Below are 15,202 nucleotides of genomic sequence, written 5' to 3'. Positions count from 1 at the left end.
AAATGGCTGAAAGGTTTTCAAGAAAGAATCAACAAAATAAAAAGCCCTTCCGCTAGTTCTATAGATAATGAAGTACTTCCTGTTTTTATTGCTATGCTGCACCGCCTCACTGGGTTGGACGCAGGAGGTATCCTCTTCACTCAAGAGAAACACGCTGGCCGTACGCGACACGCTGGTCATTGATAGCGTTGGAATCAATCCAACAGCCTTTGCCATTACCGACACCCAAGGGAATCGCATCGATTCGCTGGGGTATGCAGTTGACTTCAAAAAAGGAAAGATCTACATTTCGGAACGTACCAAAGCCGTCTACGACTCGTTGGTAGTAACCTACTTGCCGTATCCCGAATATCTTCGGAAGCGCTATTTTGAACTCGACCGAAATATTATCGTTGAAAACACTGGGGCTTTAGACAAATTATATAGTCTTCAGACCGATAATACCCAGACCAACTTCACGCCCTTCGACGGACTCAATTCGGTGGGCAGCATTACCCGCGGGGTGACGATCGGGAACAATCAAAATGCGGTGGTGAATTCGCAATTAGACCTTCAGATCACCGGAAAACTGAATGATAAGGTTTCCATACGGGCTTCCATACAGGATGCTAACATTCCGACGCAAGAAGGAGGCTATTCACAAAGTTTGGACGAATTTGATGAGATCTTTATCGAACTCTTTAGCGAACGCTGGAATATCCGCGCAGGCGATGTGGATCTTCAGAATAATGACAGCTACTTCGGAAAATTTACCAAAAAGGTACAGGGAATTTCGTTGGGCGGCACCGTAGTACACGACAATGGGAGTCAGACCTCAGCATTCGCTTCGGGTGCCTTGGTGCGAGGTATCTTTCAGCGTAGTCAGTTTGTGGGAGAAGAAGGGAATCAGGGTCCGTATAAATTGGTGGGACCCAACGGAGAGTTATTCATCCTCATCGTATCCGGAAGCGAGCGCGTGTATGTAAACGGCTTATTGCTGAATCGCGGTGAAAATGAAGATTATGTCATTGATTACAACGCGGGAGAAATTCGGTTTAACCCCACCTATCCTATCACAGCGAACATGCGGATTACCGTCGAGTATCAATATACCGATCGCAGCTACACCCGCTTTATAGGGTATGGTGGCGGAAATCATAGCAGTGAAAAACTAGATCTAGGCGTCTATGTGTATACTGAAAATGACGCCAAAAATCAACCCTTACAGCAAAACCTTTCCGAAGAGCAAGTGGACATTTTGCAACAAGCGGGGGATGATATGGATCTAATGACAGCGCCCTCTGCCATTCCAGACACTTTTTCAGAAAATAAAATTCTCTATCGAAAGGAGCTCATCAATGGAGAAGAAGTATTTGTATTTTCCACCAATCCTGACGATGAGCTGTTCTCTGTTCGATTTTCGTTGGTAGGGCCCAATCAAGGGGATTATGTGCTTAGCAACGAAAGTACGATCAGTCGTGTTTTTGAATATATCCCTACTGTGAACGGGGTTCCTCAGGGGAATTACGCCCCTATCATCCGACTCCAAGCACCGGTGAAACTTCAAATAGGGGGTGTTCGCGGAAATTACCATCCCTCGCCCAAGACCAATATAGGCTTTGAACTGGCGGGGAGTCAGAATGACCTTAACCTGTTTTCAGATATTGATGATGGAAATAACGACGGGTTTGCGGGACGCGTGGCTGGGAATCAGCGTCTCTTCACCACGTCTGATTCCTTACGAGTTAACGCCACCGGTTCTATTGACTATATCGCCAGGGATTTTCGAACCGTGGAGCGCCTCTATAACATCGAATTTACGCGAGATTGGAACTTAGTGAACCCTACGGGAGATCAAACCTTTGTCAAGGCCGGCTTGGAAGCACTGCAGCTCAAGAATGGTGCGGCCCAATACGAACTACAACATTTGCGGTTTTCTGATAATTTTCAAGGAACCCGGCATGTCGTCAATGGGCGATGGAAATTTGGCAAGCTGGATGTCATTGCCAATGGAAGTCATCTCAACAGTACTGGCGACTCTTTAGATTCGAAATTTACACGGGCGCACACGGTGCTCCGATATCAGTTCAATAAAGCCTGGGTTGGTGGAAAAGTAAGCGGGGAGAACAATCAAGTGCGCGTGGTTCGTAATGATAGTCTAACCCCGGTAAGCCAACGGTTCCAGCAATACCAAGTCTTTACTGGAGTAGGTGATAGTACAAAGGTATTTGCGGAAGTGGGCTATGTGTATCGCATTAACGACAGTGTTCAAAACAATCGCTTGCAGGAAGTGAATCGTTCTAATAATGTGTATTTGAAATCAAGGCTAATAAACAATAGCAATACTCGATTGTCTTTATTTGCCAATTACCGGGAGTTGCAATACGCCAGAGATAGTCTGACCGATGAAAAGACCTTGAATACGCGACTCTTGTACAACCAGCAGCTCTTTCAGGGAGGCATCCGCTTAAACACAACCTTAGAATCGAGCAACGGGGTGCTTCCGCAGCAAGAATTCACCTATGTAAAAACCGAACCTGGACAAGGGGTATTTGCCTGGCAAGATTACAACGGGAATGGCGTGCAGGAATTAAACGAATTTGAAGTAGCGCAATTCCAGGACCAAGCAGAGTATGTGCGGGTGTTGCTTCCCAATCAAATTTTTGTAAAGATCAGGAACAACTCCTTCAGTCAGACGCTCACCTTGAACCCGCAATCGTGGGCTAGTGAAGGAGGATTCCGCGAGGTGTTATCTCATTTTTACAATCAGACCTCCTACATAGTGGATCGCAAGATCCGCCGTCGTGGGGATAATTTCAATATCAATCCGTTTGACGAAGGTGATGAAGCGCCGTTGGGCCTTTCCTTAAATTTTAGAAACGCCCTTTTCTTTAACCGAGGGAAGCAGCGCTTTACGACCAGCTATACCTATTTAAGTTCCTCGAGCAGCAACTTACTCTCGTTAGGATTACAAACACAAAAGCTGAAAAGTCATCAGCTCAATATCAACCATAAGTTTTGGGAGCAATGGTTGCTAAATCTGAAAGGAGCGCTGAGCACCAATGAAAGTATCAGCGAAAATTTTACCAATCGCAATTACGAACTCGACACCAAGGATGTGTTTCCGAAGCTTTCCTTTCTAGCAAGCCAACAAACACGATTCGATGTTTTTTATCAGTGGGTACAGAAAGAGAATCTTTTGGGATTGGAAGAAGAATTACTTCAGCAGAATATAGGGGTCTCATTTGCTTACAACAATGTGGAGAAAATCTCCATCAACGGAGAGTTTAAGTATATTGACAATGATTTCTCGGGAAGTGCGTTTTCTCCTGTGGCCTATCAAATGCTGGAAGGCTTGCAGCCGGGCACGAATTATACCTGGAATGTATTATTTCAGAAGCGAATCACGAAATATCTAGATGCCAATATCTCTTACTTCGGAAGAAAAAGTGAGAACACGAAGACCATTCATACCGGAAGCGTCCAATTACGAGCCTTTTTCTAATAAAAAAGGCGCTCCAGGTGGAGCGCCTTTTTGTTATCAATAGAAATTGGTTTAGCGAACGATGATTCGTTTCACACTTCCAAAGTCTTTGTTACCGATACGTACGATGTACACTCCTGAAGCCACATAAGACATATCAAGATTGTATTCGTAACCGTTTCCGGTTTCATTGTCAATACGACGACTCAACAGGGTTTGTCCTAGCATGTTCATCACGGTAAGCTCTAAGCGTTCGGTTACTTGCGTGGTAAGTAACTGCAACTGGTACTGATCATTTCCTTGATTGGTAATAATCAATTCAGAACCATCCGTAAAGCCAGGTGTTACAATGTCGAACAACTCATCACTACAAATTTGAAGCGTCCAATCTTGCAACTGACCTCCATCTTGGTTGGCGTCATCGGTAATACGAAGCGTCCAATCACCCGCTGACTGCAAACCATTGAAATCAGACAAGTTCCCTTCTGGACGGAACGAACCTGTAAAAGGCGCCGTACCTCCCGTAATTGGATCGGCGGCGTCATCATCGAACGTAGTGTTGATCATATTATCGCCGCTACTTCCATTATCGGTAGAAAGCTCTACGATGGTACCATCGGGACCTTCCAAGAAAATATCAAGATCTCCCGTGAACGTGTGCGTAAGGTTCAATGTTACATTCACATCATTGATTAAGAAATCGTCTGTGTATGTAATAACCGACTCTGTGGTGGTTCCTGCGCCAGGTCCAATTGGGAAGTTGGTGTCGTTGTCATCTGAAAGACAAGCGATGTTCTCTACAGTTTTGACAGTGCTGTCATTGGCACCTACGGCATCTCCAGCCAATTCTGTAGAAGCGGTAAACTCATACGATCCTACGCCAGAAATATCCGCGTTCTGGGTAAAGGTGTACGACAGCGTACTTCCAGGGTTGATAGGTCCTGCAACGGTTTCAGTAACAGCAGCGCCACCGTCAATGCTGTAAGAAACATCGAAGCCAGATTGAATGGCACCTCCAAAATTCTCGATGGTCACCGTGACAGGTTCTACACCTAGTCCTTCTCCACTTTCTGGAGCGGTAATTTCAGTAATCCCAAGGTCGTTTGCAAAAATGTGCGTTACCTCTTTCAGAACGGTATCATTCGAATTGTCTTCATCTGTAGGCAACCCGGTAGCTACAGAGATTTCATAAGTTTCTCCTTCAGTAGAAAGATCTACGGTAGCGGTAAAGGTATATTGCTCGGAAGTGGCCGAAGCGATCGTTCCGGTAAAGGTTTCCGTGGCAATCGTAGTACCGTCAACCGATAAGGTCAATGGAATATTAGATTGTGGATCTAAGCCGAAGTTGAAAATAGTTACGGTCACTTCTTCCATAGCGGTAAGAAGTCCGTCATTAGGCTCGTCAATATTAATAGCTCCTAAGTCGTTATTAAAGTCGGGTGCAATTTGAAATACTCCCACAACGTCTTTACGACCACTGTTCATGTATTCATTGATAAACCAAAATGTTTTATCATTACTTGGGTCGATGTCAATTTTGCTGTAATCACCGTAACGAAGTCCAGGAATGTTTTGATTTCCGTTTGCGATTAGTTCTTCGGTTACCGTCATGGTTCCCAATGGATCTCCTGCGAAACGCCCTGTGTAGTAGGAGCTCACACGCACTGGGTTAGGATCGTTAGGATCTACGGTCATACCTGAATATCCCATTCCGATATTTCCGAAGAGGTCCATCATCATACTCGCATGCCAAGCGTGCTTTTCACCACCTGAAGGGGTGTCTGGCGCCACGTAGGTACCTTCCTGATAGACAGTCCATGGTTGGTTATCATCGTCCTGACGTAGTTCGTACCAACGTACAGCTGCCTTTTCTCCACCAGAAGCGTCCACGTCAATCACAAAATTGAATAACGCCGAATTGTGTGTTCCGAACTTTCGGAATTGCGCCTGGTTCATGATGGTAGCCTGTAATGCATCAATGGCAACACCACCACCGGGCTGCGTCAAGTTAGAGAAGCTACCTCCGTCAAAAACAGAGATAAACGGAGTGGCTGTAAGTTCGGTAGGCGCTGAAACCGTAGAGTTTCCTGGAGTTGTCCAATCAACATCGATGGTCCATAATTTAACGTGATCTTCGGTGACTCCGCTCCAAGCATCGTCCTGAAGATATAGAATGGTGGCACCACCCGCTGCGGGCATAGTGTCATCGGTAACGTTCAAAGCCTGCGGACTAAAGAATCCACTGGTTACGATACCCGGTAGATTGAATCCAAGGATTTGTGCCGAAGGATTCCCTGCAAGCATTTCATCACGCTCTAGTGCCCAAACCTTGTTGGTAGAACTGGTATTGTCTGTAATGTAGTACCCATCACTCCAAACCGACAATTTTTGATAGTCGTTGATTTGAGGAATGGTATAGGTGAACCATCCATCGTTAATTGGGTCTGGTCCATCCGATACTGCAATCTGTGCCCCACCTCCTAGGAAGGAAAGCACCCAGCGATCTACCGCACTATCGTAAGATACAGTAAGGTCACAACAACCCCCATTCGGGAAAATAGTTGGGTTCGGTGAAATCTGGCCTGTTAATGCGTTACCATCCTTATCATAAATGATGAAACCTGTGTTGAAAACCACAAACACGTGATCGGGTCCAACAGCCAACGAAGGGTCTGTGGGTTGTGAACTGGATTGTGCAGCATCGAACACGAGAATAGGTGCTTTGGCTGGGATTTTTCCTGCAAGGCGGTGTGCATTCCGAGCGAAGAAATCATCTTCTACTTGGGGATCTTTTCCCGGCACGACTTCTGGTCGTGAAGATCGACCGTCTTGAGCTTCCTTATCTACTGTAATAGCAGGAGCTAAGTTTGCGCGAGAGGCGATCGAGGGCACATATTGCATGTCACCTACAGTACCCGTGTACATAGGGCCTTCTTTTTGTTGTGCATGCACTGCTGAAAGCGTAAAAAAGCAAAGCAATGCAATTAAGTAATTAAATTTCATTCGGTTTAAATTTTTATTAACAATTAAGTTTTCTAAAATACAATACCCGCGAAGGATTGTCAATTTTTACCAATCTTTTAACTTTCATCATATATACTTGTATATCAGCCTCTTAAAAGACGTGTATTGTAATTATTGTTAAATTTAAAGGGAGGAGCGAATAATTTGTCGCAAGCGGCTGGCACATTATTTGTAAATTACCTTGTATCAAACCAAACCAACGTGTATTATGACCACAATGTTAAAAACCACCTGTGTATTAGTGTCTGTTTTCTTTTTGGCTCAATGTGATGCTACCAAAAACACATCAGAGGCTCCAAAATCTAATGATGCTATGACTGAAAATGCTACCGCAAAAAAAATGATGGAAGAAGGCTTTAAGGCCGGAACGATTGTGTACTCTCAAGCGGAAGAAGACTGCCCATATACTATTCAAATTGAGAATGATGAGCCTTCGTATTTTCTTGACCCTGTAAATTTAGAGGAGTCCTACAAAAAGGATGGCATGAAAGTATGGGTACAATACGCAGGCATGCGCATGATGAATCGCTGTGAAAAGGCGAATCCTGTGAACGTCGTAGCGATACAAAAAAGAGAGGAGTAACATATACTCCTCTCCTTAAATAATCTTCTAAAACCGTGTGCTTACTTCACGATGATTTTCGCTGTTTGGAAAGCATTTGCTTCCTCACTTCCAATCTTCACTAAGTATACTCCGCTTGCCGCATACGACATATCAATCGTTTGCTTGTAAGCAGGACCATCCTTGCTCAAGTTATTGAAAATGACGGTTCTTCCCTGAATATCGATAACGCTCATGGCAACCGTTCCGTCGAAGCTAGTATTTAATATTACTTCGAATTTATTATTCGGAAGGGTAATCACTTGCATGTCAGCATTCGAAATCTGATTGTCGGTTACACTAAACTCAGGCTCTAAGCTGAAGTGAAATGCTTGGTCGCGACGAACTGGATTGAACGTCTCTCCAATATACCAAAAAGTCATATCATCTGAAGGGTCTACCGTTAGATGCGTATAATCTGCCAGACGGTTACTCGGGTTCGCATTGGTACTTAAAATTAATGGCGTTTCATCAACGGTCATCACATTCAGGGCATCTTCTGCGAAACGTCCTGTAAAGTTCATCTGAATTCTATCTGTGCTCGATGAAGTATAGTACCCAATCGCAATGTCTCCATCACCGTTCATAGCCATGGTTCCTGAATAGGCGTCCTTTCCGTCTGGAGCTTCATAGGTTCCTTCTTGGAAAATTGTCCATGGATCACCATCGGCATCCTGACGTAATTCATACCAGCGAATCGCTGCTTTCTCTCCACCGCCGGCTACTACGTCTACAACGAAGTTCATCACTGCAGAGTTGTATCCTGGAAAACGACGGTATTGCACCTGATTCATCATGGTTGCTTGAAGTACGTCGATATCTACACCACCTCCTTGAGGACGGTTCGAGAAAGAACCTCCATCAAAAACGCCGGTAAAATCGGCAACAGTAATTTCTTGTGCCGCAGAAATGGAAGAGTTAGCGGGCGTATCCCAATCAACGGTTGCACTCCAAATTTTCAAGTGGTCGTCTGAAACACCACCCCATGCATCATCCTGCATATAAACAATTGGCACAGGTGTTCCCGGAGGCGCTTGTTCGTCGTCGGTAGTGTGAAACGCGTGTGGGCTGTAGAATCCAAACGTACTGATTCCTGGAAGTGGGAATGCGATGAACTGCGCCGGATTACCTTGCAACATTTCATCTCTTTCTACTGCAAATACACGGTTCCCGCTATTAATATTAGCTGTAACCATATACACATCTCCAAAAGAAGCAAATTTCGTGTAATCAGGGAAGGATCCTGTTCCGAAACCAGTGGTATATACAAACCATCCGTCGTTAACAGGGTCTGGTCCTTGACATACGGCTACGTTGAAGCCGTTCGGGTTATTATCGAATTCCGTAATCACAAATCGATCTGCTACCGCATCGTAAAATACGATGGGGTCTCCAATAGCGTTCCCTGGGAAAATAGTCGCCAAAGACGCTTCCGACGTAAGAGGGTTCCCATCTTTATCAAAAATTCTGAAAGCGGAGTTCCAAGCGGCCACATAGTGATTTGGTCCTGCTGCTCCGGTTGGGTCAGAAGGCGTTGCTTGTGAAACGTCTGCTAAAAATTCCAAAAGAATGGTACCCTGATCGCGTTGTGGCGCTCTCGCCTGTGTTCCTATTAATGGATCATCGCCTTTAGGCATGCCTTTTCCAGGCACTACTGGGTTACCATGTCTACGTTTCGGATGTCCTTCCTTTAGTGTATTATCCGCCTCTTGAAAGGATCCGTTTCGCATCTGTTCTGCGATACTAGGCACCACGATCGGCCCCTCAATAAGTCCAACCTCAGAAGGACCTACTGAATCCTGTGCTGATACCATTCCAAAAGATAACAGGAATAGCATCGCCACTGCATACTTAGTAAATTTCATTTCGATAGTTTTTTAGTTAAAGAGTTATTAATTCGTGTTAAAAATACACTAAATCTTTAACCTAGACCAGTTTTCAACCGTCTTTAACGCAGTAAGATCGGGTTTTTGAGAAGGTATTCTCTACGCCAACCACGTTTTGTAGGAAACTGCTTCCGAAATTTTACTTCCAAGTTCAGAAATAGGGAGGCGTTCCTGCTCCATGCTGTCGCGATGGCGCAGTGTTACCGTTTGATCGTCCAGCGTTTGATGATCTACTGTAATGCAGAAGGGAGTTCCGGCAGCATCTTGACGACGATACCGTCTTCCCACCGCATCCTTTTCATCATACACCACATTATGTTCCCATTGTAGTTCGTCTATAATTTCTTGAGCGATCTCTGGAAGTCCGTCTTTTTTTACCAGCGGAAGCACCGCAGCCTTTACCGGAGCCAATATAGCGGGAAGTTTAAGCACGGTTCTGGTATTACCATCGTCTAACGTTTCTTCTTCGAGCGAATTGCTGAGCACCGCCAAAAACATACGATCCAGCCCTATGGAAGTTTCAACTACGTAAGGCACATAGTTTTCTTGTAATTCAGGATCGTAGAATTGTAATTTTTTTCCACTGTATTGTTCGTGCGCCTTTAGATCAAAATCGGTTCTGGAGTGAATGCCTTCCAACTCTTTGAATCCAAACGGAAAGTTGAATTCAATATCGGCGGCAGCATTGGCATAGTGCGCTAATTTCTCATGATCGTGAAAACGGTAGTTCTCTTTACCCATCCCGAGAGACAAATGCCATTTGAGTCGCGTTTCCTTCCAGTATTCATACCACTTGAGCTCTTCCCCTGGGCGTACAAAGAATTGCATTTCCATTTGTTCAAATTCGCGCATTCTAAAGATAAACTGACGCGCCACAATTTCATTTCTGAAGGCCTTTCCGGTTTGTGCGATTCCGAAAGGAATTTTCATCCTACCGGTTTTCTGAACGTTTAAGAAATTAACAAAAATGCCCTGTGCGGTCTCGGGACGCAAGTAGAGATCGGTAGCGCTTTCTGCGGAAGCTCCTAATTTGGTTCCAAACATTAAATTGAACTGTCGAACTTCTGTCCAGTTCTTACTTCCGGTTTCGGGATCCGCAATATCCAATTCTTCGATCAACGCTTTTACATCCGCCAGATCTTCCTTTTCCAACGAACGCGCTAACCGCTCCACTGCGGCTTTGGCTTCCCCTCTGTATCGCAATACTCTTGGGTTGGTAGTGACAAATTGTGCTTCGTCGAAGGCCTCACCAAATCGTTTTTGTGCTTTGGCAATCTCCTTTTGCGCCTTTTGTTCTAGCTTTTCCGCATAATCTTCCACTAAGACATCAGCTCGGTAGCGCTTTTTAGAATCTTTATTGTCGATCAAAGGATCATTAAACGCATCTACGTGACCTGAGGCTTTCCAGGTGGTGGGATGCATCAATATTGCCGCGTCGATACCCACAATATTCTGGTGCATGTACACCATGCTTCGCCACCAGTATTCGCGGATGTTCTTTTTTAGTTCGGCTCCGTTTTGCGCATAATCGTATACGGCACTTAAACCGTCATAAATTTCGCTGGAAGCGAAGATGTATCCGTACTCCTTAGCGTGGGATACCACTTTCTTAAATTGATCGTCGTTGTTTGCCATGGAACAAAAATAAAAAACCGCTACCATACCATGGCAGCGGTTCTATCTTTTTTTAAAGGGAAATTTATTTCAGTTCCATCGTGGCGGTGGCGATTTGATTGGAGCCGTCAAACACATTGATCCGATATATTCCTTCTATCAGATCGTCTTCAATGGCATCTACCAATACGCAAACATCAAGTTCCTCATTTTCATAAAACACATTGGTGCTTTTACTGTAGTTAAGAATACCGTTTTCGAACTCGAGGATTCCCTTATCTCCTAACAGATTGTTCTTAGGGTTAATTACTTGCACATATAAAGTACGCTCTCCAACACTAGCAACCGGGTTGGGGGCAAGTGTAAAACATGTTCTCACCTTATCGGCCCTACTGGAACGTCTGGTATCTACCACTCTTCCGCTGTTTCGAATAATAACGCCTTCTCCACGCAAGTCCACAGCATTTACAACGGCTGCTTTTTTCACCGTTTGAGAAAGCTCTTCATTCGATAGACTTACACTATCTACCACCTTAATGGTCTCGTTCAGCATTGTATTGGCACTATCTCTTTCAACCGCTAACATTTGATTGGCGCGAATCAGACTATCAGCCTTCTGAAATAACAGCTTTCGTTCTTGCTTTAGCCGACCTACCTCACTTTTATATCGCTTGATCAGGGCAATGTTAGCCTCTGCGTCCTTCACCGAATCCAGTAATACCTCGATGCGCTCACGCGCGGCAAGAAGGTCTTTATCTTTGAGTTCGTTATCTTGAATCACCTCATCATAGTTTGCGATCAGTCCTTCAAGTTCATCTTCAATTTCAGCCTTTTGGAGCTCAAGACTCGCAATGTTTGTTTCTTTGTCGTTGTACAAGAAAACGGTATATACAGCGAGCGCAATTAGTAGGGCGGACAAAACTCCGATTAAAATCTTAAATTTGTTAGTGCTATTTTCAGCCGTCATAACATTTCGATTTTTGATAGTCATCAAAAGTACTAAGAGCAACTCTCCCAGAACGTTTAGGAAATAATAAAAAAACAAAAATTATGTTAAATCTATTATTCCCAGCGGAATGTAGCGGATGTGGGAGCGTTTTAAACACGAAAAAAGAGTTGCTTTGTGTAAGCTGCCGTCATTCCCTTCCGCTCGCCTGCCATCATCTAACGCTAGACGAGACCTTGAAGAACCTTTGGTATGGTAGATTACCCTTGGTTCAGGCTACCGCCTTGCTTCGGTTCGAAAAACAGGGCATTACCCAACGCGTACTTCATCAGCTGAAATATCGTGGCCAAAAAGAGCTGAGCACCTTTTTTGGCCATTGGCTGGGAGCCGAGTTACAAGAAATTGACACCTATGCCACCATCGATACAGTTATTCCAGTTCCACTTCACAAAAAAAGGCTACGAAAGCGTGGCTATAATCAGGTAACAGGATTCGGAAATGCGATTGCGACCGCACTAGACGTACCCTTTTTAGAAGATGTCTTATTAAAAGTAACAGCGGCACGTTCTCAAGTATTTAAAGGGAGACTCTCAAGATTTGGTGGTACCGAAGTATTTACCTTGAACCACCGTGAAAAAGTGATGGGAAAACACATCCTTCTAGTAGATGATGTCGTTACCACGGGAGCCACCCTAGAACGTTGCGGGCTGTGTTTGCTGGAAGGAACCGAGGCAAAACTTAGCATTGCTACCATAGCAGTCGCCTAAGAAAGTTTGTGTAATTTTGCCACGATGAAAGGACTGTTTCGCGATTTCCTGTGGGTATTTATTCTCCTGATGAGTATGACCCACTGCGCTAAAAAAGGAACCCCCACGGGTGGGGCCAAGGATACTATTCCTCCGGTCATCGTACGCAGTAGTCCGGAAAATTTCAGCACCAACTTCGAGGCTGATGAAATTCGGATTACCTTCGATGAGTATATCAAACTGGAAAAGCTTCAACAGAACCTGATCATTTCACCACCCTTACAATACGATCCGGAAATCACCCCCATAAGCACTTCCAAGCAGTTACGCATCAAACTTTCAGATACCCTGCGAGAAAACACTACCTATAGTATTAACTTCGGAAAAAGTATTGTAGACAACAACGAAGGCAATGAATTTGAATATTTTAAATACGTCTTTTCTACGGGGGATTATATCGATAGTTTGAAACTCACCGGAACGGTGCGTGATGCACAACGTCTCACCCCTCAAGGTCCTGCCACAGTGCTCTTGTATGAAGTGAATGATCAGTATACCGATTCGATCATATACAACGAAAAACCCACGTACATCGCCGCGACCAAAGATAGCACGTATACCTATGAACTTTCCAATCTAAAAGAGGGTACGTATCGTCTGGTGGCGCTTCGTGAAGGGTCGGCCAATTATACCTTTCAGCCCAATTTGGATGAGATCGCTTTTTACGACGAGTTCATCACACTGCCTACCGATAGTAGTGTGACCCTTACCTTATTTAAAGAACCACTTTCCTATGAAATTGCGCGACCCTCACATGAAAGTAAAAATCATATCATATTTGGGTATAGCGGAAATGGCGATTCCCTTAGTCTCACGCCCCTCTCTGATCTCCCGGAAGGTTTTTCTTCAAGAGTGTATAAAGACCGCAATAAAGACACCTTACATTATTGGTTCAAACCGGCCATCGACATTGAACAGCAAGACACCCTCTATTACCTAGCTCGGAATCGCGGCCAAGTAGACACCCTGACCGTTCGTATGAAGGAGCTCTATCGTGACTCGCTGTCAATAGAACGTCTGGGAACCTCTAGTATGCTCCCGAGAGACACGGTACAACTGGCTGCGAATACACCTCTCATTAGTTTTGACGCCGAAAAAATCACCGTTACCAACAAGGATTCAATGGTCATTGCACACGATGTTCGCATTGATACCAACTACAATACGGCTGAGATCATTTTTGAGAAGGAATTCGAGCAGCGATATAACATCGAGCTTCTGCCAGGTGCCTTTCAGGATTTTTTCGAAGAAACCAATGATTCCATTAGTTTTCGTGTGCGCACCATGGCCGAATCGGACTACGGAACCATTTTGTTCAACATGACAAATTTAGAGACTTTTCCAGTTATTGTTGAATTGCTTACGACCAACTATGACGTGCGACGAACGATCTATCTAAGAGAAAACAAGAACCTTACATTTGATTACCTACAACCGGGAACTTACTTCGTACGACTCACTTTCGATACCAACGAAAACAATATGTGGGATTCTGGTTCATACTTGGAACGTCGGCAACCCGAACGGGTTATATTTTACCCTAAGCAGATTGAAGTACGGGCCAATTGGACGCGTAGTGAAACCTTTACACTAACTGAAACGAATCCCGGTCCCGTAGAAATTGAAGCTGATCCCGAAGAGTAGTAATGGTCTCCTTTTGGAGCGAGATGGTTTCTATAAATTCGCCTTCAAAACCTGCGGAAATACGCTCCCCAAGCACATCATACACCGCCGAATGCCCTACATAAGGGTGGTCGTTCCCGTCGCTACCTACACGATTTACGCCCACACAATAGGACATATTTTCGATCGCTCTGGCTTTTAGTAGCGCATCCCAGGCCGACACTCTTTTTTCTGGCCAATTGGCTACATATAGTAAAAGGTCATAATCTACCGTATTACGCGCCCAAACCGGAAAACGGAGGTCATAGCAAATAAGCGGACAGATAGTCCATCCCAAGTATTCAACGATCAACCGATCGTTTCCCGCGGTATAGGTTTCGTGTTCTCGGGCTAAGGTGAAGGTGTGTTTCTTATCGTAGTGAAAACTTGTTCCGTCTGGCTTCACAAAATAGAGACGGTTGTAAAAATGTTCGTTTTCCACGACCACAACGCTTCCGGTTATAGCGGCTTGGTGTTTTTTAGCGTGCGCGCGCATCCATTCCAAGGTACGGCCATTTGTTGGCTCGGCTACCGCTTTCGCATTCATCGTAAAGCCCGTTGTAAACATTTCAGGAAGAACAATGAGGTCGGTATCTCCTAATTTTTTCAACAGCCCACTAAAGTGTTCTCGATTTTTTTCGGGCGCTTCCCAGTGGAGGTGAGATTGAATTATGGTTACGTTAAATTGTGGTTTCATTAGTTCGATGCTAATAGCTTCTGAATATCGGCACGGCCTTGCATAGTGGCATGATCCATGGCCGTATTCCCTTTGTCGTCAGCGATTGATGGATTCGCACCGTGTTTTATGAGAAGTTCGACTATATCTGCTTTCCCGAAAGTGGTCGCAAAAATAAGCGCTGTAGATCCATTAAAATTAGTGATGTTCACATTGGCCCCTTTTTCTAACAACATACTGGCAATATTGTGGTATCCTTTGAAGCAAACTCCCATCAAGGCTGTATTTCCGGATGCATCCTGTCGATCTAAATTATCGTCTTTTTCGATGATGGTGGCCGTAATTCCTTCATGTCCGTAGTAGGTCGCTAATAATAGCGGCGTCGAACCGCGTGCGTCTGTTTCATTGACCAGTTCGGGATGATTACTTAAAAGTTCCTGTACCTGCGCCAACTCCCCGGCACGTATGGCATTAAATAGTGCTTCCTTCATGAGATAAAGATAGCGAATTCGTAACGCATTCGC

At 44.6% G+C, this 15,202-nt stretch carries 10 protein-coding genes; 4 read left to right on the top strand and 6 right to left on the bottom strand.

The genetic code is table 11. From position 1 onward, the window contains the following. Nucleotides 1-67 precede the first annotated feature (67 nt). On the top strand, nucleotides 68-3,484 hold the full coding sequence (locus PO830_RS08625) for a hypothetical protein (RefSeq protein ID WP_272853140.1): 3,417 nt from the start codon (nucleotides 68-70) through the stop codon (nucleotides 3,482-3,484). 51 nt (nucleotides 3,485-3,535) lie between these two features. On the opposite strand, the gene PO830_RS08620 is transcribed toward PO830_RS08625, so the two are convergent. After that, nucleotides 3,536-6,466, bottom strand: a complete 2,931-nt coding sequence (locus PO830_RS08620) for a proprotein convertase P-domain-containing protein (protein WP_272853139.1) — start codon at nucleotides 6,464-6,466, stop codon at nucleotides 3,536-3,538. 229 nt (nucleotides 6,467-6,695) lie between these two features. On the opposite strand from PO830_RS08620, the gene PO830_RS08615 reads away from it, so the two are divergent. Next, the gene (locus PO830_RS08615) at nucleotides 6,696-7,070 is read left to right on the top strand and encodes a hypothetical protein (RefSeq protein WP_272853138.1); all 375 of its coding nucleotides are present in this window, start codon (nucleotides 6,696-6,698) and stop codon (nucleotides 7,068-7,070) included. Between the two features lie 41 nt (nucleotides 7,071-7,111). Here PO830_RS08615 and PO830_RS08610 read toward each other — a convergent pair whose 3' ends face one another. The 3 genes from PO830_RS08610 to PO830_RS08600 all read right to left on the bottom strand — a co-directional run bounded on the left by PO830_RS08610 (nucleotide 7,112) and on the right by PO830_RS08600 (nucleotide 11,555). After that, nucleotides 7,112-8,953 carry a T9SS type A sorting domain-containing protein gene (locus PO830_RS08610; protein ID WP_272853137.1) on the bottom strand — a complete coding sequence of 614 codons (1,842 nt, stop codon included), beginning with the start codon at nucleotides 8,951-8,953 and terminating at the stop codon, nucleotides 7,112-7,114. Nucleotides 8,954-9,073: 120 nt separating this feature from the next. Further along, nucleotides 9,074-10,609 (bottom strand): glycine--tRNA ligase, encoded by a 1,536-nt coding sequence (locus PO830_RS08605; RefSeq protein WP_272853136.1) that lies wholly within the window; start codon nucleotides 10,607-10,609, stop codon nucleotides 9,074-9,076. Between the two features lie 64 nt (nucleotides 10,610-10,673). Then, nucleotides 10,674-11,555: a hypothetical protein gene (locus tag PO830_RS08600; protein ID WP_272853135.1), complete on the bottom strand. Its 882-nt coding sequence runs from the start codon at nucleotides 11,553-11,555 to the stop codon at nucleotides 10,674-10,676. Nucleotides 11,556-11,638: 83 nt separating this feature from the next. Here PO830_RS08600 and PO830_RS08595 point away from each other — a divergent pair, with 83 nt between their 5' ends. Continuing rightward, the gene (locus PO830_RS08595) at nucleotides 11,639-12,301 is read left to right on the top strand and encodes a ComF family protein (RefSeq protein WP_272853134.1); all 663 of its coding nucleotides are present in this window, start codon (nucleotides 11,639-11,641) and stop codon (nucleotides 12,299-12,301) included. 24 nt (nucleotides 12,302-12,325) lie between these two features. Beyond that, complete coding sequence (locus PO830_RS08590; protein WP_272853133.1) at nucleotides 12,326-13,984, top strand: Ig-like domain-containing protein; 1,659 nt, start codon at nucleotides 12,326-12,328, stop codon at nucleotides 13,982-13,984. Here PO830_RS08590 and PO830_RS08585 read toward each other — a convergent pair. Both PO830_RS08585 and PO830_RS08580 read right to left on the bottom strand, forming a co-directional pair. Beyond that, nucleotides 13,926-14,699, bottom strand: a complete 774-nt coding sequence (locus PO830_RS08585) for an amidohydrolase (protein WP_272853132.1) — start codon at nucleotides 14,697-14,699, stop codon at nucleotides 13,926-13,928. The genes PO830_RS08590 and PO830_RS08585 overlap by 59 nt on opposite strands. After that, nucleotides 14,699-15,169 carry an ankyrin repeat domain-containing protein gene (locus PO830_RS08580; protein ID WP_272853131.1) on the bottom strand — a complete coding sequence of 157 codons (471 nt, stop codon included), beginning with the start codon at nucleotides 15,167-15,169 and terminating at the stop codon, nucleotides 14,699-14,701. The genes PO830_RS08585 and PO830_RS08580 overlap by 1 nt, the downstream gene beginning before the upstream one ends. Nucleotides 15,170-15,202 lie beyond the last annotated feature (33 nt).

The sequence above is a fragment of the Altibacter sp. HG106 genome, from assembly GCF_028561755.1.
Lineage (GTDB): Bacteria > Bacteroidota > Bacteroidia > Flavobacteriales > Flavobacteriaceae > DFVG01.
The sequence above is the reverse complement of the archived record's forward strand: the minus strand, read 5'-3'. Positions and strand labels throughout refer to the sequence as shown.